Annotated in this window: 15 protein-coding genes and 2 pseudogenes; 15 read left to right on the forward strand and 2 right to left on the reverse strand. The window is 70.5% G+C overall.

The window, feature by feature from the left end; genetic code table 11:
• Nucleotides 1–147 precede the first annotated feature (147 nt).
• The 6 genes and pseudogenes from QE454_RS08000 to QE454_RS08025 form a co-directional block, all read left to right on the forward strand.
• On the forward strand, nucleotides 148–1,092 hold the full coding sequence (locus QE454_RS08000; RefSeq protein WP_307456277.1) for a carbohydrate ABC transporter permease: 945 nt from the start codon (nucleotides 148–150) through the stop codon (nucleotides 1,090–1,092).
• Entirely contained in the window at nucleotides 1,092–1,928 is an 837-nt protein-coding gene (locus QE454_RS08005) for a carbohydrate ABC transporter permease (protein WP_307456275.1), read from the forward strand. The genes QE454_RS08000 and QE454_RS08005 overlap by 1 nt, the downstream gene beginning before the upstream one ends.
• A gap of 26 nt (nucleotides 1,929–1,954) precedes the next feature.
• Entirely contained in the window at nucleotides 1,955–3,301 is a 1,347-nt protein-coding gene (locus QE454_RS08010; protein ID WP_307456274.1) for an ABC transporter substrate-binding protein, read from the forward strand.
• A gap of 194 nt (nucleotides 3,302–3,495) precedes the next feature.
• Nucleotides 3,496–3,858 (forward strand): CrcB family protein, encoded by a 363-nt coding sequence (locus tag QE454_RS08015; protein ID WP_210072754.1) that lies wholly within the window; start codon nucleotides 3,496–3,498, stop codon nucleotides 3,856–3,858.
• On the forward strand, nucleotides 3,855–4,220 hold the full coding sequence (gene crcB / locus QE454_RS08020) for a fluoride efflux transporter CrcB (RefSeq protein ID WP_307314683.1): 366 nt from the start codon (nucleotides 3,855–3,857) through the stop codon (nucleotides 4,218–4,220). The genes QE454_RS08015 and crcB overlap by 4 nt, the downstream gene beginning before the upstream one ends.
• Before the next feature lie 85 nt (nucleotides 4,221–4,305).
• Nucleotides 4,306–7,290, forward strand: a pseudogene (locus QE454_RS08025) (efflux RND transporter permease subunit); the annotation flags it as partial.
• A 47-nt stretch (nucleotides 7,291–7,337) separates the two neighbouring features.
• Here the strand turns inward: QE454_RS08025 and aceA are convergent.
• Nucleotides 7,338–8,645: an isocitrate lyase gene (gene aceA / locus QE454_RS08030; protein ID WP_307456272.1), complete on the reverse strand. Its 1,308-nt coding sequence runs from the start codon at nucleotides 8,643–8,645 to the stop codon at nucleotides 7,338–7,340.
• A 130-nt stretch (nucleotides 8,646–8,775) separates the two neighbouring features.
• Here aceA and QE454_RS08035 point away from each other — a divergent pair, with 130 nt between their 5' ends.
• The 9 genes and pseudogenes from QE454_RS08035 to QE454_RS08075 all read left to right on the forward strand — a co-directional run bounded on the left by QE454_RS08035 (nucleotide 8,776) and on the right by QE454_RS08075 (nucleotide 20,600).
• Complete coding sequence (locus QE454_RS08035) at nucleotides 8,776–10,254, forward strand: XRE family transcriptional regulator (protein WP_307456270.1); 1,479 nt, start codon at nucleotides 8,776–8,778, stop codon at nucleotides 10,252–10,254.
• Between the two features lie 125 nt (nucleotides 10,255–10,379).
• A complete protein-coding gene (locus QE454_RS08040) occupies nucleotides 10,380–11,720 on the forward strand; it encodes a cytosine permease (RefSeq protein WP_210073267.1) in 1,341 nt (446 codons plus the stop codon).
• Nucleotides 11,721–11,752: 32 nt separating this feature from the next.
• A pseudogene (locus tag QE454_RS08045) lies at nucleotides 11,753–13,307 on the forward strand (hydantoinase/oxoprolinase N-terminal domain-containing protein).
• Nucleotides 13,304–14,392: a DUF917 domain-containing protein gene (locus QE454_RS08050; protein WP_307456266.1), complete on the forward strand. Its 1,089-nt coding sequence runs from the start codon at nucleotides 13,304–13,306 to the stop codon at nucleotides 14,390–14,392. The pseudogene QE454_RS08045 and the gene QE454_RS08050 overlap by 4 nt, the downstream one beginning before the upstream one ends.
• Entirely contained in the window at nucleotides 14,389–15,516 is a 1,128-nt protein-coding gene (locus tag QE454_RS08055) for a DUF917 domain-containing protein (protein WP_307456263.1), read from the forward strand. Before QE454_RS08050 ends, QE454_RS08055 begins: the two co-directional genes overlap by 4 nt.
• A 2-nt stretch (nucleotides 15,517–15,518) precedes the next feature.
• The gene (locus QE454_RS08060) at nucleotides 15,519–16,526 is read left to right on the forward strand and encodes a DUF917 family protein (protein ID WP_210073275.1); all 1,008 of its coding nucleotides are present in this window, start codon (nucleotides 15,519–15,521) and stop codon (nucleotides 16,524–16,526) included.
• Between the two features lie 761 nt (nucleotides 16,527–17,287).
• Complete coding sequence (locus tag QE454_RS08065) at nucleotides 17,288–18,079, forward strand: helix-turn-helix domain-containing protein (protein WP_309668579.1); 792 nt, start codon at nucleotides 17,288–17,290, stop codon at nucleotides 18,077–18,079.
• Nucleotides 18,080–18,317: 238 nt separating this feature from the next.
• Entirely contained in the window at nucleotides 18,318–19,919 is a 1,602-nt protein-coding gene (locus tag QE454_RS08070; protein ID WP_307456259.1) for a glucoamylase family protein, read from the forward strand.
• Between the two features lie 75 nt (nucleotides 19,920–19,994).
• Nucleotides 19,995–20,600: a TetR/AcrR family transcriptional regulator gene (locus QE454_RS08075; protein ID WP_307313004.1), complete on the forward strand. Its 606-nt coding sequence runs from the start codon at nucleotides 19,995–19,997 to the stop codon at nucleotides 20,598–20,600.
• 522 nt (nucleotides 20,601–21,122) lie between these two features.
• On the opposite strand, the gene QE454_RS08080 is transcribed toward QE454_RS08075, so the two are convergent.
• Complete coding sequence (locus QE454_RS08080) at nucleotides 21,123–21,932, reverse strand: type IV toxin-antitoxin system AbiEi family antitoxin domain-containing protein (protein WP_210073282.1); 810 nt, start codon at nucleotides 21,930–21,932, stop codon at nucleotides 21,123–21,125.
• Nucleotides 21,933–22,116: the final 184 nt, after the last annotated feature.

A 22,116-nucleotide genomic window follows, 5' to 3' on the forward strand; every position in this document is an offset into this window, starting at 1 on the left:
GGTCAGGGGGATTGATTCAGGTGCTCGTGAACGCCGCGTGAACGCTCGGCGACCGCTCGCCGGTCGCCTTGACCCGGTCTCTCGCGGTGTCGCAGAGTGAGTCCGTTCTCAGAAAAGGGAACGTTCCCTATGACGGAAAGGTAGCCGATGACGCTCTCGACACTCGACCGCCGGCCGACGCTCGCCGACCGTCGTCGGCCGGCCCCGACCCTGGCCTGGCGGCGCGCCGACCGGCGCGTGGGGGCCGCGCTGATGGTTCCGGCGCTCGCGGTCTTCGCGGTCTTCGTCTTCTACCCCCTCGGCAAGGTCGTCTGGCTCAGCACCCAGGGGACCGACATCTTCGGTCAGGCCGCCGGCTTCGTGGGTGCGAAGAACTTCGCGACGATCTTCACCGACCCGCAGTTCGGCGACACGCTGTGGCGGACGGCCGTGTTCTGCGTCGCGGTCGTGGTCGGTCGCATCGTCGTCGGGCTGCTCATCGTCCTCCCGTTGACCGCGAAGCTCCGCGGCATCCGCGTCTTCCGCGCCCTACTGACCTCACCGCTCGTGGCCTCGGTCTCGGTGGCATCGGTCGCCTTCGCCGCGATGCTCTCCCCGGCCGGCGGGCTGATCAACTCCGTGATCACGCGCTTCGGCGGGACGCCGGTGCCCTGGCTGACCAGCACCCCGTGGGCCATGCCGAGCGTGATCGCCGTCACGGTGTGGGGGTCGCTCGGATTCACGGTGCTCCTGCTGCTCGGGGCGTTCGGGGCGATCGATCCCGACGTGATCGAGGCGGCGCACCTGGACGGGGCGGGTCCGCTCCGCACGCTCTGGTCGATCTCGCTGCCGCTGATCACGCCGACGCTGTTCTTCATCGTGGTGACGGGTGCCGTCGAGGCGCTCACGACGTTCGGGCAGATCCAGATCCTCACCGGCGGAGGGCCGGCGAACTCGACGACGACGTTGGTCTACACGATCTATCAGGCGGCGTTCGGGGCGGGGAGCGCCAACTTCGGCATCGCCGCAGCGGTGGGAGTCGTGCTGTTCCTGCTCGTGCTCGGCCTCTCGCTCGTGCAGTTCGGCGTCCTCGAGAAGCGGGTGAACTACTGATGGCGCGGCCGCTGACCGTCCGCGCGCGTCTGCGAAGCACCCTGCTCTACGGCTGGCTCGTCGTCGCGGTGATCGTCGTGTGCTTCCCGCTGTACTACGTCTTCGAGGGCGCGCTCACACCCACCGCCTGGCTCGACGAGGGTCTCGAGGGTCTGCTGCCCGTCCATCTGACGCTCGACAACGTGATCCGCGCCACCCAGGTCATCCCGCTCGGCCACCAGTTCCTCAACAGCGTGGTGGTGACGCTGGTGCAGACCTTCTTCCAGGTCGCCATCGGCATCGCCACCGCCTACGCCCTCGTCTTCTGCGGGCTGCGGGGCACGCGGGCCCTCTTCCTCCTGATCCTGTCGAGCATGATGGTGCCGGGCGAGACCATCCTCATCGCGAACTACCTGACGATCTCGTCGTGGCGGCTGATCGACACCCTGCCGGCGGTGTTCCTGCCGTTCCTCGCCTCGGCGCTCAGCATCTTCCTGTTCCGGCAGGCTTTCCTGAGCTTCCCGGGGGAGCTGCGCGACGCCGCCCTCCTCGACGGTGCGGGGCACGCCCGCTTCATCCGGTCGATGTTGCTGCCGATCGTGCAGCCGACGCTCATCTCGGTGACCCTCGTCAGCGCGACCGCCGCGTGGAACGGGTTCTTCTGGCCGTTGCTGGTGACCAACTCTCCCCAGAACCGCACGGTGCAGGTCGGCATCGCCCAACTCTCCAGCGCCGAGGCCGCCGACGTCGGGGTCGTGCTCGCCGGCGCGGCCATGGTCACCCTCCCCGTTCTCGTCCTCGTGCTGCTCGCGCAGCGCTTCCTCGCCGGTGGGATCACCGCCGGCGCCCTCAAGTAAGACCCGACAGAAAGAAACCCGAGCCCATGTCTCTGCGCCCCCGCACCACGATCGCGGCGACCGCCGCGGGAGCCGTCCTGCTCCTCGCCCTCGCCGGGTGCACGGCATCCGGATCCTCCTCCGGAGACGATTCCGGCCCCGTGACCCTCCAGTTCTGGCACGAGATGAGCGGACCGGCGGCGACCGAGCTCGACGCCCTCGTGTCGCAGTTCAACAGCGAGCACGACGGGAAGATCACCGTCGAGTCGTCGTTCCAGGGGTCGTACGCCGACGCGCAGACGAAGTACACCGCCGCCGTGCAGTCGGGTACGACGCCCGACGTGCTGATGATGAACGACATCTCGACGGGCTTCATGGTCGACTCGAAGAAGACCGTCCCCCTGTCGACCTTCACCGCGAGCGACACCTCGTTCTCTCTCGACAGCTTCCCCCCGGCGGTCAGCGCGTACTACGGCGACGGCGCGGGCGGGCTCGCCGCCATGCCCTTCGCGGTCTCGCAGCCGGTGATGTACCTCGACCGCGACCTCGTGACGCGCTCGGGGTTGAACCCCGACTCCCCGCCGCGCACGCTCGCCGAGGTGGCCTCGTGGGCCGAGAAGATCCACGCGGCGACGGGTGCCTCGGGCCTGACGATGAACATGGCGGACTCGTGGATGATCGAGCAGATGTCGGCCGCGGGCGGGGTGGACTTCTGCACCCCCGACAACGGTCGCGGCTCCGACCGCGTCACCGGACTGCAGCTCACCTCGCCGACGCAGGTGGACTTCATGCAGCGACTGCAGAAACTGTTCCAGGACGGCTCGATGCTCAACCCCGGCACCGACAACAGTGCGATGGTCTCGGCGTTCGCGAGCGGCAAGGTGGGCATCATGCTGACCTCGACCGGCGCCTACACGACGGCCGATCCGAAGAAGACCGCATCGACGGTCGCCGCCTTCCCCTCCACCGCCGATTCCGACGACGCGGGCGTGGTCATCGGCGGTAACGCGCTCTGGATCTCGGGGGACGGACACTCCGATGCGCAGCAGCGCGCGGCGTACGCCTTCGTGAGCTTCCTGCACTCGGCCGAGGTGCAGGCGGCGTGGGCGAATGCCACGGGGTACCTCGCGTCGAACACGGGGGCGGCCTCCACCACGACCGGCGCGGCCTCGCTCGCCGATCCGAACGTCCGGGCCATGGCCGACCAGCTCGCGAACACTCCGGCGTCGAACGCCGCCGCGGGGTGCCGCACGGGCGCTTTCCCCTCGCTGCGATCGACCGTCATCGGGGCATTCACCCAGATCGCCGAGGGAGCCGACGTCACCTCGACGATGTCGGATGCCGAGACGAAGGCGGCGTCGCAGATCTCCGCGTACAACGCGGCGGCGGGCTGAGCCGCGGACTTCCCGCCCGCGCCCCCGGCCTGATCAGGTGGAACGGGGGCGCACGCTGTTCGAGGCGATGAGCGTCTCTGACGACTTCCCCGATCTCGTCGCCTGGTTGCAGGCGAAGACACCCCAGCAGTGGGCCGAGAGGGCACGACGGCTCCGATCCGCGGCCGACGCGGGCGTAAGGTGGCGCGGTGAGCATGTGGCGCGACGTCGGCCTGGTCGCCGTGGGTGGCGCGATCGGCACCGCCGCACGCGCCGGACTCACCCTCGCGTTCGGTGAAGACCTGGGCCCCGCCCTCGTGCCGGTCATCAACGTGGTCGGGGCGTTCGCGATCGGCGTCCTGTACGGATGGCGGGCCCGGATGCCGGAATCCTCGCGCGCGCAGCGGGTGCAGCTGTTCATCGGCACCGGCATCCTCGGCGGGTTCACGACCTACAGCTCCCTCGCGGTCGAGTCGGCTGATCTCGCGCTGCTGTGGTGGGGTGTGGCGACAGTGATCGCGGGGACGGTGGCGGCCTGGGGCGGAGTGCTCCTCGGGCGCGGAGGGGCACCTCGATGACACCGCTGCTCTTCCTGGTCGTCGCGCTCGCCGGCGGCGTCGGCGCCGCGCTGCGGTACCTCCTCGACGTTGCGGTGCGGCGGCGGACGGGGGAGCGCTTTCCCTGGGGCATCCTCGCGGTGAACCTCACGGGCGCCCTGGCTCTCGGCATCCTGAGTCCTCTGCCCGTGGACGAAGCATGGCGCTGGATCGTGGGAACCGGTCTGCTGGGGGGATACACGACCTTCAGCGCGGTGGCGGTGACGACCGCTCTCCTGGCGGAAGAGGGCCGGACGCGGGCATCGGTGACCTATGCGGTGGCGTCCTTCGTCGGGTCGGTGATCGCGGCGGCTCTCGGCCTCTCGATCGGCTCGGCGCTGTGAGCCCCGCGCGGTCCGACCGTCCGGAGCGCATGGGATACTGAGCTTCGATACATTCCTGTATCGAACTTATCCGGAGGGTCCCCCCGTGTCGTACCTGGCCGTCCTGAGCCTGAAGAACCGCGCCCTCATCGCCCTCGTCACGATCGTCGCCGCGATCTTCGGCGGCCTCGCGTTGACCAGCCTCAAGCAGGAGCTCATCCCCTCGATCGAGTTCCCGCAGCTCGCCGTCGTCACGACCTACCCGGGCGCCTCGCCCGAGGTCGTCGAAACCGACGTGTCGACGCCGATCGAGAACGCCATCCGCGGCGTGGAGGGGCTCGAATCCAGCACCGCGACGAGCACGACGAACTCGTCGATCGTCTCGGTCAAATTCACCTACGGCACCGACCTCGCGGGGGCGCAGCAGAAGATCCTCGCCGCGATCGCGCGCATCAAGGACCAGCTGCCCGACTCCGCCGACACCACCGTCGCCTCGGCCAGCATCGACGACTTCCCCGTCATCCAGCTCGCCGTCACCGGCTTCACCGACGCCCAGGCGACGCAGTCGATCCTCCAGACGAGCATCGTGCCCGACCTCGAAGACGTCGCGGGCGTGAACGGCGCGCAGATCGTCGGCGGCACGGCCCAGCGGGTCACGATCACCCCCGACACCGCCAAGCTCGGCGAGCGCGGCTTCAGCCAGCAGGCGATCACCGACGCTCTCGACGCCAACGGTGTGCTCTTCCCCGGCGGCTCGCTGACCGAGGGCGGCCAGACCCTCACCGTGCAGACGGGGTCCAAGCTGACCAGCGTCGACGAGATCGCGGCGCTCCCGCTCGTGCCCACCGACGCCGCGCAGTTCCAGGCCGGCCAGACGAAGATCAGCGACGTCGCCACGGTCGCGCTCGAGCCCGACCCCGTGACCACGCTGTCGCGCGTCGACGGGCAGCCGGCGCTCACGATCGCGGTCACCAAGCTCCCCGCGGCCAACACCGTCGACGTCTCGCGCGGGGTGCTCGCGGCGCTCCCCGGCCTCGAATCGCAGCTCGGCCAGGGTGCGACATTCACGGTGGTCTTCGACCAGGCGCCGTTCGTCCAGCAGTCGATCGAGGCTCTCGCTCAAGAGGGGCTTCTGGGCCTCGTCTTCGCCGTCATCGTGATCCTCGTCTTCCTCGTATCGGTGCGCTCGACGCTCGTGACGGCGATCTCGATCCCGACCAGCGTGCTCATCACCTTCGTGGGGCTCCAGGCCTTCGGCTACTCGCTGAACATCCTGACCCTCGGCGCCCTCACGATCGCGATCGGCCGCGTCGTCGACGACTCGATCGTGGTGATCGAGAACATCAAGCGGCACTACGTCGGCGACGCCGACAAGATCCCCACGATCGTGCGAGCGGTGCGCGAGGTCGCGGCGGCCATCACGGCCTCCACGATCACCTCGGTCGCGGTCTTCCTCCCCATCGCGTTCGTGGGAGACGTGACCGGAGAGCTCTTCCGGCCCTTCGCCCTCACCGTGACGATCGCCATGACGGCGTCACTGCTCGTGTCGCTGACGATCGTGCCCGTGCTCGCGTCGTGGTTCCTCCGGCCCGGAAAGGTGATCCGGGATGCCGACGGCAATCCGGTCGACCCGGAGTCGCCGACCGCGCCGCCCTCGCGCCTCCAGAAGGCCTACGTCCCGGTCCTGCGCTGGACGCTGAAGCACTCGTGGGTCACCCTCACCCTGGCCGTGCTCGTGCTCGGCGGGACGCTCGCGTCCGTCCCCCTGCTCAAGACCGACTTCCTCGGCGACTCCGGCCAGAACACCTTCACGGTGACGCAGAAGATCGGCTCCGCCCCGAGCCTGGATACCGAGGACGCGGCGGCGCAGAAGGTCGAAGCCGTCCTGCTCGACACCGACGGCGTCCAGACCGTGCAGACCTCGATCGGATCGAGCGGTTCCGCTCTGCGTGACGCGTTCTCGGGCGGGGGATCGGGCATCACGTACTCGATCACCTCGGAGTCGGGCGTCGACCAGGTCGAGCTCCGTGACCGCGTGCGCACCGCGCTCGAGGCGCTGCCCGACGCGGGCGACATCCAGGTCGCAGCCTCCGGGGGCGGACTCGGCTCCGCCGGCATCACCGTCGACGTCACCGCGGCCGACGGGCAGTCGCTGCAGCAGGCGAGCGACGCGGTGGTGGCGGGTCTGCAGGGGCGCGACGGCATCGGTCAGGTCACCAGCAGTCTCTCGGCATCCCTTCCCTTCGTCTCCGTGCGCGTCGACCGCGAGGCGGCCTCCGAGAGAGGGCTGTCGGAGCGCGCGGTGGGAGCCCTCGTCTCGGCGACGCAGCAGCCTCGGCAGGCGGGCACCGTCGAGATCGACGGGCGCGGGGTGACCGTCTACGTCGCCACGGCCAACCCTCCGAAGACGATCGACGATCTGCGCGCCCTCGAGATCCCGAGCGCGCGGGGCGAGGTGCGTCTCGACCAGATCGCCACGGTCGAGCAGAGCCAGACTCCGCCCTCGATCTCGACCTCGCGGGGACTGCGAACGGCCACGATCACCGTGACCCCCACGACCGACGACCTCGGCAGCTCCTCGTCGACCGTCAATTCGGCCCTGGCCGACACCGCCTTGCCTCAGGGGGCCACCGCCAAGGTGGGCGGTTCGGTCACCGACCAGGCCGATGCGTTCAGTCAGCTCGGCCTCGCCCTGCTCGCGGCGATTCTCATCGTCTACGTGGTGATGGTGGCGACCTTCAAGTCGCTGCGTCAGCCGCTCGAACTGCTCGTCTCGGTGCCGTTCGCGGCGACGGGCGCGATCCTCATGCTGCTCGTCACCGGTGTGCCCCTCGGCGTCGCCGGCATGATCGGTGCGTTGATGCTGGTCGGCATCGTCGTGACCAACGCGATCGTGCTCATCGACCTGGTGAACCAGTATCGCGCCCGCGGTCTCAGCGTCTTCGAGGCCACGGTCGTCGGAGGCGCGCGTCGCCTTCGCCCGATCCTCATGACGGCCCTCGCGGCGATCTTCGCCCTGGTGCCGATGGCGCTCGGGATCACCGGCCACGGCGGTTTCATCTCGCAGCCGCTCGCGGTCGTCGTGATCGGCGGACTCGTGTCGTCGACTCTGCTGACGCTGCTCGTGCTGCCGACGCTCTACAACCTCATCGAGGGAGCGAGCGAGCGGCGCCGCGAGCGGCGGGCGGTGCGAGAGGCAGAGCACGTCGAGTCGACGGCCGATGACGGGCACCCGCTGAGCCGCCGAGAGCTGCGCGAGAAGCACTGACGCGCGAGGGTCGGGATGCCGTGACCCGCCGTCGCGACCTCCGCGCCGGCTCCGCCGGGCGATGCCCGATATCGCCCGCCGGGGCGAGGGTGCCACCGCTGTCGAGCGGCGAGCCGTCGACGCCGGGTCGTGCGGCGCGGGCGAGGCGTCGCGGCCGCGCCGCCGAGGAGGCCGGTCGGGTGCCGCTTCCAGTTGAAGCTCGGCGAGCAGTTGTACGCGAGCTTCTTGCCCGGGTAGCGGGCGTGGATCGCTTCGGCGAAGCGGCGGGCGAGCTCGATGTCGGGCTCGCCGGTCTCGACCCACAGCAGGTCGGCGTACGGGGCGAAGGCGAGGCCGCGCGCGATGACCGAGTCCAGCCCCGGACGAACGCGGTAGAAGCCCTCGGTCGTTCGCTCACCGGTCAGGAACTCGGCGTCGCGCGGGTCGACGTCGCTCGTGAGCAGGTCGGCGGCCAAGGCGTCGGTGCGCGCGATGATCACGGTCGGCACTCCGGCGACGTCGGCGGCCAGACGCGCGGCGTTCAGGGTGCGGATGTGCTGCTGGATCGGCACGAGCACCTTTCCGCCGAGGTGACCGCACTTCTTCTCGCTCGCGAGCTGGTCTTCCCAGTGGATGCCGGCAGCTCCCGCCTGGATCAGCGACTGCGCGAGTTCGTAGGCGTTGAGCGGCCCACCGAAGCCCGCCTCGGCGTCGGCGACGATCGGGGCGAGCCAGTCACGAGTGATCTCCCCCTCGGCGCGCTCGATCTGGTCCTGACGCAGGAGGGCGTTGTTGATGCGGCGGACGACCGCGGGGACCGAGTTCGCGGGGTACAGGCTCTGGTCGGGGTAGGTCTGGCCGGCCAGGTTCCCGTCGGCGGCGACCTGCCAGCCCGACAGGTAGATGGCCTTCAGCCCCGCGCGCACCTGCTGCACGGCCTGGCCGCCGGTGTAGGCACCGAGTGCGCGGACGTACTCCTCGGTGTGGATGAGGTTCCACAGGTTCTCGGCCCCGCGACGGGCGAGGGTGGACTCCTCGCGGACACTGCCGCGGAGGCGGACGACGTCTTCGGCCGAGTAGGTGCGCTCGATGCCGTCCCACCGCGGGTCGTTCTCCCACGCGACACGGATTTCGTCGGCGGTCTCGGTCTGGTCGCCGGGACGCAGGGGCTGCGGGGCGGGGGTGGCCTGGATCGTCATGAGCGTTCTCCTTTCGGATGCCGGGGCGGCGGTGCCCCGTGGAGACCACTGTCGGCGAAGAACGTCGTGTCGAAACAGGATTCGAGGTGTGAAGATCGCGCGATCTTCTGTTTTCGTGAGAACGTGGCGTATGGACACCGGCGTCACCGCTTCTTCGGCATCCCTTCCCTTCGACGATGGGGAGGTGGACACGCTCACCATCGGACGACGCATCCGACAGCTGCGCACTGCGCGGGGGATGACCCTCGACGACCTCGCCGGAGCGGTCGACCGTGCCCCGAGCCAGATGTCGATGATCGAGAACGGCCGCCGCGAGGCCAAGCTCACGCTGCTGCAGGCGATCGCCCGCGCGCTGGAGTGCAAGCTCGATCAGATCCTGGATGCCGAGCCCCTCGACCCCCGCGCCGTCCTCGAGCTGTCGGTGGAGAGGGCCATGCGCGGCCAGACGTTCCAGGCGCTGGGGATCGAGCCGTTCCGTGTGGGCCGAGCGGTGCCCGACGAGGCGCTCGCGGCGATGCTCGCGCTCCAAGCCGAGATCGAACGCCTCCGCGAGGAGCGCTCGGCCACGCCCGAAGAGGCGCGGCGAGCGAACGTGGCGCTGCGACGGCTGATGCGCAGACAGGACAATCATTTCCCGGAGCTCGAGCGAGTGGCATCCGGGATCCTCGATCGGATCGAGCATCCCGGTGGACCCCTCACCCAGCGGGGCGCGAGCGATATCGCCGCCCATCTCGGCTTCACGCTCCACTACGTGCCCGACCTCCCCTCATCGACCCGCAGCATCGCCGACGTCAAGAACGGGCGGCTGTACCTGTCGACCAAGGTCGCGAAGGGCGATCCGCGAGCGGCGGTCCTGCAGGCGCTGTCGAGCCGGATCCTCGGGCACGGCGAGCCGACGAGCTACGACGAGTTCCTCCGACAGCGCGTCGAGACGAATTACCTCACCGGGGCGCTGCTCATGCCCGAGGCGCACGTCGTGCCGGCGCTGCGCGAGGCGAAGGAGCGACGCGCCCTCAGCATCGAGGACCTCCGCGACGCCTACTCGGTGTCGTACGAGACCGCGGCTCACCGCTTCACCAATCTCGCAACCGTGCACCTGGGCATCCCGGTGCACTTCCTCAAGGTGCACGAGTCGGGAACGATCACGAAGGCGTACGAGAACGACGACGTGAACTTCCCCACCGACCGCCTCGGCTCGATCGAGGGCCAGATGTGCTGCCGGCGGTGGACGAGCCGCGTGGTGTTCGAGGAGGACGACCTCTTCAACCCGTACTACCAGTACACCGACACCGGCAACGGGACGTACTGGTGCACCGCCCGTGTCGAGCAGTCGAGCGAGGGGGCCCACTCGGTGAGCGTGGGCGTGCGCTTCGACGACACGAAATGGTTCCGGGGGCGAGACACCCCGAATCGCGGCGTCTCCCGGCATGCGGTCGAGACGTGCTGTCGCCGCGCGCCGGCGGAGCTCGAGGCCGCGTGGCGCGACAAGGCGTGGCCGAACGTGCGGACACCTCGGACGCTGCTGGCGACCCTGCCGACAGGGGCGTTCCCGGGGGTCGACACGACGGAGCTGTACGAGTTCCTCGAGGCGCACGCGCCGGGCGAGTAAGCGCGCGGTGTGCAACATGCACAACGGCGAGGCAATGTGGGGCGAGGTGCCCATGTCGTGCGTCGAGCGGCGGCAATAACGTGTCCAGCACCCGCACCGTCCCTCTTCCGCAAAAGGACACTCCCATGGCACGTATGGCCCACGCCGACGACTTCGCCCTCAGCCGCGTGACACCCGACGCCCAGAAGCACTGGTTCGGCATCGCCGTGCAGCGCTTCGGTCAGGTCTCGGCCCTGTCGCAATTCCTCCTCGGTGCCACCCTCGGGTACGCGATGACCTTCAGCGAGGCCTTCCTGGCGCTGCTGCTCGGCTCGATCATCCTCGAGGTCATCATGTGCATCGTCGGCATCATCGGGCAGAAGGAGGGGCTCAACACCGCGCTGCTGGCTCGCTGGACCGGCTTCGGCGAGATCGGGGCCTCCCTGGTGGGGCTCGCGATCGGTATCAGCCTCATCGGCTGGTTCGGCATCCAGTCGGCCATCTCGGCCGAGTCGCTCGACTCGCTGCTGCCGGGTCTGATGCCGATGTGGGCGTGGAGCCTGCTGTTCGGTCTCGCCGTCACCGCGATCGTGGCCGTCGGCTTCGTCGGCATGCAGTGGCTCGCCAACATCACCGTGCCCCTGTTCCTCGTGCTCGTGGGCTGGTCGATCATCACCGAGCTCAGCAACCACTCGATCGGCGACCTGCTCACCTCGCCCGCCCCCGGACCCACCATGTCGGTGTGGCAGGGAACGGCGATCGTCGCCGGAGGTCTCATCGTCGGCGCCATCATCACCGCCGACATGACCCGCTTCAACCGCTCCAAGGCCGACGTCGTCAAGCAGACCGTCGTGGGCGTCTCGCTCGGCGAGTTCGTCATCGGCCTCTCGGGAGTGCTGCTGGCCCACGCCGCGCAGACGGGCAACATCGTCGCGATCGTCACGTCGTCGGTCGGCCTCGTGGGACTCATCATCGTCATCACCGGCACGTTGAAGATCAACGACTGGAACCTGTACTCGTCGACCCTCGGCCTGGTGAACTTCATCTCCACCGCGTTCGGCAAGAACCTGAACCGTGTCAGCACCACCATCGTGCTCGGCGTGGTCGGGTCGATCCTCGCGGCCGCCGGCATCCTGTCGCAGTTCACCGGCTTCCTCATCATCCTCGGCGTCGTCTTCCCGCCCATCGCCGGAATCATGGTCGCCGAATACTTCATCGTGCGTCGCTGGCGCGGCGAGCTCGACGCCTCGCGCGCCGAGGGCCGCCTGCCGCTCACCGCTCCCCGCCTGGTTCCCGTGACCCTGGTGGTCTGGCTCGTCTCGGCCCTCGTCGGCTACTTCGTGACCTGGGGTATTCCGGCGATCTCCTCGCTCGTGCTCTCGATCGTGCTGTACACCGTCGCCGGCAAGCTCGGCTGGGTGCGCGGTGTCGGCGAGGCGACCACCGCGCAGGCTCCCGTGCGCGACGCCGCCCCCGTGGCATCCTGACCCACCCCCTCCGAACGAAAAGAGCTCCACCCATGCACATCGGCATCGACGTCGGCGGCACCAAACACCGACGCAGTGCTCATGGACGGCAAGGACACCCTCGCCGGCGTGAAGAAGTCCACCAGCCCGGATGTCACCACCGGCATCGTCGACGCGATCGCCGCCCTGCGCGCCGAACGCGACTTCGCCGGCTCCGACATCGACGCGGTCATGATCGGCACGACCCACTTCATCAACGCTCTCGTGCAGGCCCAGCGGCTCGCCCCGACCGCCGCGGTGCGGCTCGGTCTTCCCGCCACGAAGGCCCTGCCGCCGCTCGTGGACTGGCCGAGCGTCCTCACCGACGCGATCCAGGCGCGCAGCTACCTGGCCCACGGCGGCTACGAGTTCGACGGGCGGCCGATCTCCCCGCTCGATGAGGACGAGCTGCGCGGCATCGCCGACGACATGAAAGCGAACGGCGTGCGCTCCGTGGCGATCTCGTCAGTGTTCTCGCCGGTCAACCACGACCTCGAGGTGCGTGCCGCCGAGATCCTCGGCGACGTGCTGGGGCCCGACGTGGCCATCTCGCTCTCGCACGAGATCGGACGCATCGGCCTGCTCGAGCGCGAGAACGCCACGATCATCAACGCCGCGCTCCGCGAACTCGCCTCCGAGATCGTCGACGGGCTCACCGCTGCGGTGCGCGCGGAGGGGATCGAGGCCCCGATCTTCCTCAGCCAGAACGACGGCACGCTGATGGACGAGGACTACGTGCGCCTGTATCCCGTCGCCACCTTCGCATCGGGTCCCACCAACTCGATGCGCGGCGCCGCGCTCACCAGCGGCCTGCAGACGTGCGCGGTGGTCGACATCGGCGGCACGACGGCCGACATCGGTCTGCTCAACGCCGGCTTCCCCCGCGAGACGGCGAACGAGGTCAAGGTCGCCGGCATCCGCACCAACTTCCGGATGCCGGACGTGCTGTCGATCGGCATCGGCGGCGGATCGATCGTCGATGAAGAGACCGCGGAGGTGGGGCCCGCATCGGTCGGTTACCGCCTGACCGAGGAGGCGCTGGTGTTCGGCGGCTCCACGCTCACCGCGACCGATATCGCCGTCGCGGCGGGGCGCGCGAACGTGGGTGACCCCTCGCGCGTCGCGCACCTGGACCCCCACTTCGTCCAGCGCGTGCTCGCACGCATCGCCGAGCGCGTGGCCGAGGCCGTCGACCGCATGCGCACCTCGCCCGAGCCGATCCCGGTCGTCGCCGTCGGCGGCGGCAGCATCCTCCTCCCCGAGGAGCTGCCGATGTTCGGCGCTGTGCATCGCCCCCTCAACTACGCGGTCGCCAACGCCATCGGCGCGTCCATCGCCCAGGTGGGCGGCGAGATCGACAAGGTCTATGCGATCGAGCCCGGCCGCCGCGACGAAGGCATCGCCGCGATCCGCTCCGAGGCCGTCGACAAGGCCATCGCCGCGGGCGCGCGACCGTCGTCGGTGTCGATCGTCGACTTCGACGAGGTGCCGATCCCCTACCTGCCGGGTAACGCCACCCGGGTGCGCGTGAAGGCCGTGGGCGATCTCGACATGGGCGTGCGGGCGTGAGCTGGCAGCTCACCCCGTCGGTCGTGGGCGACCTCGCCCGCGGCGCCGCGGTGCTCGGCACCGGCGGCGGGGGAGACCCGTACATCGGCGCGCTGCTCGCCCGCCAGGCACTGGCCGTCCACGGGGCGGTCACGGTCGTGGGCCTCGACGAACTGCCCGACGACGCCCTCGTGCTCACCGTCGCGATGATGGGGGCCCCGACCGTCATGGTCGAGAAGCTCCCGAGCCTCGAAGAGGTCGTCGCACCCGTGCACGCGCTCGGCGCCTCGCTCGGGCGCCCCGTCACCCACATCGCGTGCGCCGAGGCCGGCGGGGTCAACTCGACCATCCCGATCGCCGCCGCCGCCGCTCTGGGCCTGCCGCTGCTGGATGCCGACGGCATGGGCCGCGCGTTTCCCGAGCTGCAGATGGTGCTCCCCACGCTCTACGGCATCACCGCATCGCCCCTCGCCTTCGCCGACGAGAAGGGCAACACCGCCGTGCTGTCCACGATCGACAACACCTGGACCGAACGCATCGCGCGCGTCGCGTGCGTCGAGATGGGGTGCTCGGTCATGCTCGCCGGTTTCGCCATGTCGGGGGCGAGCGCACGCGAGGCGCTCGTGCCCGCATCGCTGTCGGCGTGCCTGTCGATCGGACGCGGCATCGTCGCGGCGCGCGAGGCGAAGACCGACCCGGTCGCCGCCGTCGTCGCCGCCCTCGGCGGGCGCGAGGTCTTCGAGGGCAAGGTCGTCGACGTCGAGCGCGGGACCACCGCGGGCTTCGCCCGCGGCAACGCCCGCATCGAGGGCCCGGGCGACACGCTGACGCTGTCGTTCCAGAACGAGCACCTCATCGCGCGCACGACCACCGGCATCCTTGTCACGACCCCCGACCTCATCATCGTGCTCGATGCCGAGAGCGCCGAGCCCATCACCACCGAGGGGCTGCGCTACGGCCAGCGCGTGCGCGTGGTCGCCGCGCCGAGCGACGAGCGCTGGCACGGTGCCGACGCCCTCGCCATGGTCGGACCCGGCTACTTCGGCTACGACCTGCCCTCCCACCGCTTCGACGGAACCATCGAGAACTCGGAGACCGCCGCATGAGCTGGACCCTGACTGCCGCCGACCTCCCCGACCTGGCCCGCGGCGCAACGTTGCTGGGAACCGGGGGCGGCGGCGACCCCTACATCGGGCAGAAGCTCGTGGAGCGCGTGCTCGGCGCGGGGAGCATCACCGTGCTCGACCCCGACGAGATCGCCGACGACCTGTTCGTCATCCCCACCGCGCAGATGGGCGCCCCGACCGTGATGGTCGAGAAGATCCCGGCCGGCACCGAGCCCACGCTTGCGCTGCGCACTCTCGAGAAGCACCTCGGCCGCACCGCCGATGCGACCATGCCGATCGAGTGCGGGGGCATCAACTCGATGATCCCGCTCCTCGTCGCCGCCGAGACCGGTCTCCCGGTGGTGGATGCCGACGGCATGGGCCGCGCCTTCCCGGAACTGTCGATGGAGACCTTCGCCGTCTACGGCGTGCACGGTTCGCCCCTCGCCCTCGCGGGGGAGCGCGGCGAGACCGCCGTCATCGACACCGGCGCCGACGACCGTCAGATGGAGTGGCTGGCCCGTGGTGTCACGATCCGCCTCGGCGGAGTGTCGCACATCGCCGAGTACGCCATGACCGGGGCCGACGTGCGCCGCACGGCGATCCCGCGGACGCTGTCGATGGCGCTGGCACTGGGGCGTGGCATCCGCGAGGCCCGTGAGCAGCATCGCTCGCCGTTCGAGGCCATCGCCGAGACCCTCTCGACGACCCTCTATCCGCATGTGCGGGAGCTGTTCGTGGGGAAGGTCGCCGACGTCGAGCGGCGCACCACCGACGGCTTCGCGAAGGGACGGGCGACCATCGCCGCCCTCGGGCCCGACGACGACTCGATCCTCGAGGTGGCGTTCCAGAACGAGAACCTCGTCGCCCACCGTGACGGCGTGCTCGTGGCGATCGTGCCCGACCTCATCTGCATCACCGACATCGAGTCCGCCGAGCCCATCACGACGGAGGGTCTGCGCTACGGCCAGCGCGTGCGCGTGCTCGGCATCTCGACGCCCGACATCATGCGCACCCCCGGCGCGCTCGCCGCGTTCGGCCCTTCGGCGTTCGGTCTCGCCGACGCGTTCACCCCGGTCGAGCAGCTCGAGCCGGAGGACGCCCGCGCGCTGATTAGCCTGTGAGCATGAGAACCCTCGGGCCCGACCGCCTGCCGGCGCTGGCCCGGGGGTTCTCGCTGCTCGGCTCGGGCGGGGGCGGGGCCACCACCCTGCTCGAGCTCATGGCCGCCGAACTGCTCGACGGCCCGGTCGAGTTGCATGACGTCGACGACCTCGACCCGCTCACCCCCTGCGTCGCCGTCGGTTTCGCCGGGTCGACCTACCTGCTGGGCGAACGCGTGCCCGCTGAAGACGCCTTCGTGCCGCTGCTGGCTGCGGCCGAGCGCTGGACCGGGGTGGCCGCAGTGGCCGTGTGCGCGATGGAGGGGGCCGGCCTGAACGGCCTCACGCCGTTCCTCCTCGCCCGCGACCACACGCTCGTCGACGCCGACCTGATGGGTCGCGCGCTGCCCGGGATCGACCAGCTCTCCCTGGTGGTCGACGCCGTGCCCGGTGTGGTGCTGGTCGCCGACACCGGAGGGGGCGTCATGGTCGTGGAATCCACGCGGCCCGCCGACGTCGAGAGCCTCGTACGCGCGAGTCTCATCCGAGCCGGGGGCGCGGGCGCCGTTCTCGTCGCGGGCTTCACCGTCGGCGACCTGGCGGCCCATGGCATCCCGGGCACCTTCGCCCGGGCGGCCGCGCTGGGCGACGCCGATGTCTTCGGCGAGAGCCTCCCCGGTGGGCGGGTCCTCGCGGCGGGACGGGTGAGTGCGGTGGACGCCGTTCCCGACGACCCCTTCGTCCGATCGGTCGAGCTGACCGGCGACGACGGTGCGCTGCTGCGCCTGGTCGCACGGTCGGAGTTCCTCGCGGTGACCCGCGACGGGCGGACGATCGCGGCATCCCCCGACATCCTCGTGGCGATCGACAGCGTGTCGGGCGACGTGCTTCAGGTCGACGCGGTCACGCTCGCCCGTCACGTGCGCGTGGTGTCGCTTCCGGCGCCGGCGTGGTGGACGGCCGCCGCCGGCCGCCTCGCGCACGTGGTGCCCGCCGTCTACGGGTTGCCCGATCTGGAGGTGGAGTCGTGACGACCGTGCTGCGGTCCTCGCGCCGCCAACCGAGGAGAGCGCCGTGACGCCCCTGGATCTGCGCGCGCTGCTGGCGCACCCCGCGAACGGCCGGGTCCGTGTGCTGGTCGACGCCCCGGGCGTCGAGGCCTTCGCCGGTGTGGTGGTCGCCGCGCGCGAAGCGCTGCTGCCCGAGCGGGGAGACGGCGACCTCGCCGCGCTCATCGAGCCACCGCCCGCGGCGCCCTGGCAGCAGGACGCCCTCGTGCGCCGCGTGCGCGACCGCGGCTTTCGCGGTCTCGCCCTCTCCGGGGCGGATGTGCTGGGGGCCGGCAGTCGCGGCCTCGCCGCGCGCCTCGGGCTCACCCTGCTCGCCGTCGACGACCCGATGGCCCTGGCCCGCGCCGGGTGGGAGCTCGTTCAGGGCCGTGATGCCCTGACGCTCGGGTACGTCAGGCGCGTGGCGCAGTCGATCGAGTACTCCGCCGCGCACCTGGCCGACCTGCTGCGCCACCTCTCGGCCAGCGTCGGACACGGTGTCGCGCTCATCGACGCCGAGGGCGTGCTGCTGCAAGCCGGTGGTGACCTGCCCGAGCCGGTGAGAGCGGCGATCGACTTCGGCCTCTGGCAGGACGTGGTCTCGGTCGCCGAAGGAGCGGCCGCTTCGGTGCGCGTCGACAGCCCGAGCCGCGCGGGGCTGCGGCTGGCCGTCTTCGGGACGGGGCTCAGCGCCGCGCAGCTGTCGGCCCTGGCCGTGGCGGCGGAGGTGGCGATGCCGGGCGGTGGCCGCGCGCATCCTCATCGACGAGGTGGCCGACGTGAGCGATGCCGCCGTGGCATCCGGTCTGCTCCGGGAGTTCCTCGAGGCCCGCGACGCCCGCGACCCCGATGTCGAGCAGCGTATGAGCGAGCGGGGCTGGCGCACGGGTGGGTACCACCTCGCGTTCCGCATCGCCGGGCGCCGTCGGCTCGAGACACTCGAGCTGCTGCGTTTCGTTCGGCGGATCCTCGCTGCCCTCCCCGTCGACTCGCAGGCCGTGACCAGCGGCCGCGGCGTGACCGGCTGGCTGAGCTTCGCCGAGCCGCCGGCACCGGACCGCCTCGACGAGCACGTCGCCGCCGTGCGCGCCCTGCACGACCAGGCGCGCCGCTCGTTCGACGTCGCAACCGGCGTCGGCTCGCTCGACAGCGGCGCGAGCGGGCTGTTGCGCAGCATCGACGGCGCGGTCGACGGCGCGCGCATCGCCGCCGGACGCGCCGCGACGGGCTGGTTCGTGCGCGTCGACGCCCTGGGCATCGAGCAGGTGCTGCTGTCGTGGGCCGGGTCCGACACCTTCGTGCCCGCCGCCGAGTCGCTCCTCGCTCCTCTCGCCTCGCAGGGCCCGGAACTGCTCGAGACGTTGACGGCCTACCTCGACCACGAGTCCGGCGTCTCGGCCACGGCGACCGCCCTGGGCCTGCATCGCAACACCGTGGCGATGCGCATCGCTCGCGCGCAGGAGCTGCTCGGCGTCGACCTCACCGACACCGACGCCCGTCTCGCCCTGCACCTCGCCTGCCGCGCGCTGCGCTGAGGCCGTCGCGGGGGCGCCTGGCGGCTGGCGGCGAGCCGTCCTGCGGAGTGTGGGCCTGACACGCCGTTCGGGATGCCGGTGAATCGGCGTGTCTCGGACGAACTCCGCACGACGGTTCACGCTGCGAGCACCGACCCCGCGGGGCGACGGGGAGGGTTGCATGAATACCTGCCATGTGTAAGGTTTTAGAGCAGTGAGCTCCGTCCCCCCGGAGCGCTTTCGATGAGGAGAGCCAGTCATGAAGCACACCCTCGCGGCATCCACCGCGGTCGTCGGACTCGTCCTGGGCGGTCTCGCCGCGGCATCCCCCGCCGTCGCCGCACCGGCAGAGAAGCCCGGTCCGCCCGCCCACCCCGGTCCGCCCGCGCATGCCGGATCCGGCGCACGTGACCTCGAGCGCTATGCCGCCGACACCTGGGCCTCGCTCGCGGCGATGGCCCACGAGAACACCGGCCTTCCCGACGACAACATCGGGGGTGCGCTGGAGGAGTCCACGGCATCCGGCTACACCTCGCCGACCAACATCGGCGGGTACCTGTGGTCGACGGTGACCGCGCGCGACCTCGGCATCATCGACGCCGACGAAGCGCGGGATCGCTTGACCGCGACGGTGTCGACGCTCGAGACGATGGAGCGCAACGACGCCAGCGGTATGTACTACAACTGGTACGCGCCCGACACCGGCGCCAAGCTCGAGATCTTCCCGACCTCGGGCGAGGTCATCCACCCGTTCCTCAGCACCGTCGACAACGGCTGGCTCGCGGCGGGGCTGAGGATCGTCCGCGAGGCCGAGCCGACGCTCGCCGATCGGGCCGACACGCTCTACCGGTCGATGGACTTCTCGGCGTTCTTCGACGTGGCGGGGGCGGCGGGACTCCCGGCCGGCACGAACCGCGGCGGCTTCTGGGAGGCCCCTCCCGGCGACGGCTGTGCGGTCGAGGCGCCGATGTACAACGGCAGCGGTGAGACCGCGTTCTACACCTGCCACCATTACGACACGACCGTGAGCGAGAGCCGCATCGCGACCTACCTCGGCATCTCGGAGGGGGCGATCCCGGCGACGGGGCTGTACGGCACCCACCGCACCATGCCCGCCGGCTGCGACTGGGCGTGGCAGGAGCAGCTGCCCACCGGCGAGACCCGCACCTACGACGGCGTCGACGTCTACGAGGGCGTGTATTCCTACGACGGCATGTCGTTCGCGCCGAGCTGGGGCGGGAGCATGTTCGAGGCGCTCATGCCCGATCTGCTGATCCCCGAGACCGAATGGGGACCGCGCTCGTGGGGCGTGAACCACCCGATCACCGTCGAGGTGCAGAAGCGTCACGGGCTGAAAGAGGCCGGGTACGGGTACTGGGGCTTCTCGCCCGCCAGCAACCCCTTCGGCGGCTACGCCGAGTACGGCGTCGACATCGCCGGCATGCGCTCCGACGGATACACCTCTGATGCCGAGAAGACCGACGTCGACATCGACCGCCCGGGTTGCACCGAGGGGACGAACCCCGACCCCACCTTCGGTGACGGCGTCGTCACGCCGCACGCCGCGTTCCTCGCGTTGCCGTACGACCGCGCCGGTGTGCTGAAGAACCTGCGGGGCCTGGAGAAGAAGCTCGGCGCTTATGGGCCCGGCGGGTTCTACGACGCCGTCGCGGTGAAGAGCGGCACGATCGCCGAGCGATACCTGTCGCTCGACCAGTCGATGATCATGGCCGCGATCGGCAACGCGCTGACCGGTGACTCCCTGAAGGACTACATGGTCGATGACAGGATGGAGCAGAACCTCCGGCCCGCCATCGAACAGCAGGTCTTCGGCTCGTCGTGGGGCGCCTCGCGTCCCTGACGGATCGACCGCTCGATGCCCGGTGCCTCGCGGAGGTGCCGGGCATCGGTGTGTCCGGACGGGGAGGGGATGCCGATGACCGACGCACCAGCACAGCGCGGGCGTCGCGGCAGCTATGCGAAAGGGCAGCAGACGCGCCAACGCATCGTCGACGAGGCGGTCGTCGTCTTCGGGCGGTCGGGCGTCACGGCAGGGTCGCTCCGCGAGGTCGCCGCCCGAGTCGGCCTCACCCCCGCGGGGCTCCTGCACCACTTCGCCTCGAAGGAGGAGCTGTTCGCCGAGGTGTTGCGCCAGCGCGACGAGCGCGTCCGCGCGGCCGCCGGGGACCCGGACGAGCACACCCTCGTCGAGCAGATGCGCAAAGTTGTCGCGCACAACGCCACCACGCGCGGCCTCACGTCTTTGTACACACTGGTCGTCGCCGAGGCTGGCGACCCCGCCCACCCCTCGCACGAGGCTTTCGCCGAGCGGTACCGCCGCAGCGCCGAGACGGCCGCCGAGCTGCTGCGGGCCGGGCAGGCCGCGGGGGAGGTGCGCGCCGACGTCGATCCGGAGCGCGCCGCGCGGCTGCTGAGCGCCGTGATGGACGGCCTGCAACAGCAGTGGCTCCTCGACGAGTCGGTGGACATGCCCGCACTTTTCGCCGAGTTCGTGCGGGGTTATCTCGAGCCTCACGGCTGAGGTGGCGGCATCCGTTCCGTCCGTGGGCTGGTGGTGCTCGTGGGCCGTCCGGCGGAGTTCGTGGTGAAACGCCGGTTCTGGCTCCCGGTGGCCCGGCGTGTTGGCGGGCGATTCCGCCGGAAGGTTCTTGTGGGGTCTGGCAGTGGTGGGCGTTGGTGGGGGTCGTCTGGGCCGTGCGGCGGAGTTCGTGGTGAAACGCCGGTTCTGGCTGCCGGTGGCTCGGCGTGTTGGCGGGCGATTCTGCCGGAAGGTTCGTGTGGGGTCTGGCAGTGGTGGGCGTTGGTGGGGGTCGTCTGGGCCGTGCGGCGGAGTTCGTGGTGAAACGCCGGTTCTGGCTGCCGGTGGCTCGGCGTGTTGGCGGGCGATTCTGCCGGACGGTTCGTGTGGGGTCTGGCAGTGGTGGGCGTTCGTGGGGGTCGTCTGGGCCGTGCGGCGGAGTTCGTTGCGAGACGCCGGTTCTGGCTGCCGGTGGCTCGGCGTGTGGGAGGTGAATTCCGCCGGAAGGTACGTGCCGTGCGGCGATCACGCCCGGTGCAGACCTCGGTCGAGGTGAGCACGGATGGCGAGCTCGACCGTCGGCCAGTCGTGCACGACCATCGCGTAGTCGAAGCGGAGGGTGACGAAGCCCCACGCCGCGGCGTGGGCGTCGCGCACGAGATCGCGGTGCCGGTGGTCGGGGCTCGCATGGTTGTCTGCGCCGTCGAGCTCGACGATCAAGCGTTCACCGAGCAAGAGGTCGACGCGTCCCACCGACACGATGCCGTGCTGTGTCCTCACCTCGACGCCCCAGTCTCGGAGACGCCATCGGACCAGGGTTTCCAACCCGCTCTCGGCGTCGCTCCGTGCGAACGCGATCGCCTCGCGGCCCGTGTCGTTCGTGTGTGCCGCGAGCCACGACAGCTCGGCCGGCCCGATCTTCCTCTGATGGAGTGCGGATTCCAGCGCGACGACGAAGTCTTCGACCCCGCGGCAACGGAGGATTTGCCGCAGGGTCTGACCCACTGCGGGAACGCCGAAGGGGTCGGCGACGTCGTGGTCCCAGTGCGGCACCCATCCGGTCCCACGCCGGTGCCCGCGTGGACTCAGACCGACGTGCAGCGGCTCCGGAGCGGCCATGGTCCACAGGCCGTGATGTCGCGCGGCGCTGACGCACGCCGGTGGACCGCCGAGCAGGGCGGCGCTCATGACGGGCTCACACGCATCGGCATCCGCGTATACCCCGCGCCGCAGGCGTACGAGCCTCCCGGCCTGCAGAGCGCTCTCGATCGCGCGACGGGTCATCCCCGCGGCGAACAGCTCGGTGCGGGTGTGTATCGACGAGCCGCTGCACATCGCCCCAGGCTTGCGGACTCTGCGGCGTCCGCAGTGCGGTTCGGTCCGCATCTGTGGATGCCGTGGTGGATTCGTCACCTGGGGAGGAGCCGCGGCGGCCGTCAGGTGGGGTGGGCCGGGTGTGGGAGTGCGGATCGGGGAACGTACCGCCGGGCGGAGGTTGCGCAGGACGCGCGGGGGCGAT

The organism is Microbacterium sp. SORGH_AS_0454 (assembly GCF_031453395.1).
Taxonomy (GTDB): domain Bacteria; phylum Actinomycetota; class Actinomycetes; order Actinomycetales; family Microbacteriaceae; genus Microbacterium.

Bases quoted from the DNA above. Each gene is read 5' to 3' on its own strand.
- QE454_RS08010 (WP_307456274.1), top strand. From the start codon at position 1,955: ATGTCTCTGCGCCCCCGCACCACGATCGCGGCGACCGCCGCGGGAGCC.
- QE454_RS08005 (WP_307456275.1), top strand. From the start codon at position 1,092: ATGGCGCGGCCGCTGACCGTCCGCGCGCGTCTGCGAAGCACCCTGCTC.
- QE454_RS08040 (WP_210073267.1), top strand. From the start codon at position 10,380: ATGGCACGTATGGCCCACGCCGACGACTTCGCCCTCAGCCGCGTGACA.
- QE454_RS08080 (WP_210073282.1), bottom strand. From the start codon at position 21,932: ATGTGCAGCGGCTCGTCGATACACACCCGCACCGAGCTGTTCGCCGCG.
- QE454_RS08055 (WP_307456263.1), top strand. From the start codon at position 14,389: ATGAGCTGGACCCTGACTGCCGCCGACCTCCCCGACCTGGCCCGCGGC.
- QE454_RS08000 (WP_307456277.1), top strand. From the start codon at position 148: ATGACGCTCTCGACACTCGACCGCCGGCCGACGCTCGCCGACCGTCGT.
- QE454_RS08070 (WP_307456259.1), top strand. From the start codon at position 18,318: ATGAAGCACACCCTCGCGGCATCCACCGCGGTCGTCGGACTCGTCCTG.
- crcB (WP_307314683.1), top strand. From the start codon at position 3,855: ATGACACCGCTGCTCTTCCTGGTCGTCGCGCTCGCCGGCGGCGTCGGC.
- aceA (WP_307456272.1), bottom strand. From the start codon at position 8,645: ATGACGATCCAGGCCACCCCCGCCCCGCAGCCCCTGCGTCCCGGCGAC.
- QE454_RS08075 (WP_307313004.1), top strand. From the start codon at position 19,995: ATGACCGACGCACCAGCACAGCGCGGGCGTCGCGGCAGCTATGCGAAA.
- QE454_RS08060 (WP_210073275.1), top strand. From the start codon at position 15,519: ATGAGAACCCTCGGGCCCGACCGCCTGCCGGCGCTGGCCCGGGGGTTC.
- QE454_RS08035 (WP_307456270.1), top strand. From the start codon at position 8,776: ATGGACACCGGCGTCACCGCTTCTTCGGCATCCCTTCCCTTCGACGAT.
- QE454_RS08015 (WP_210072754.1), top strand. From the start codon at position 3,496: ATGTGGCGCGACGTCGGCCTGGTCGCCGTGGGTGGCGCGATCGGCACC.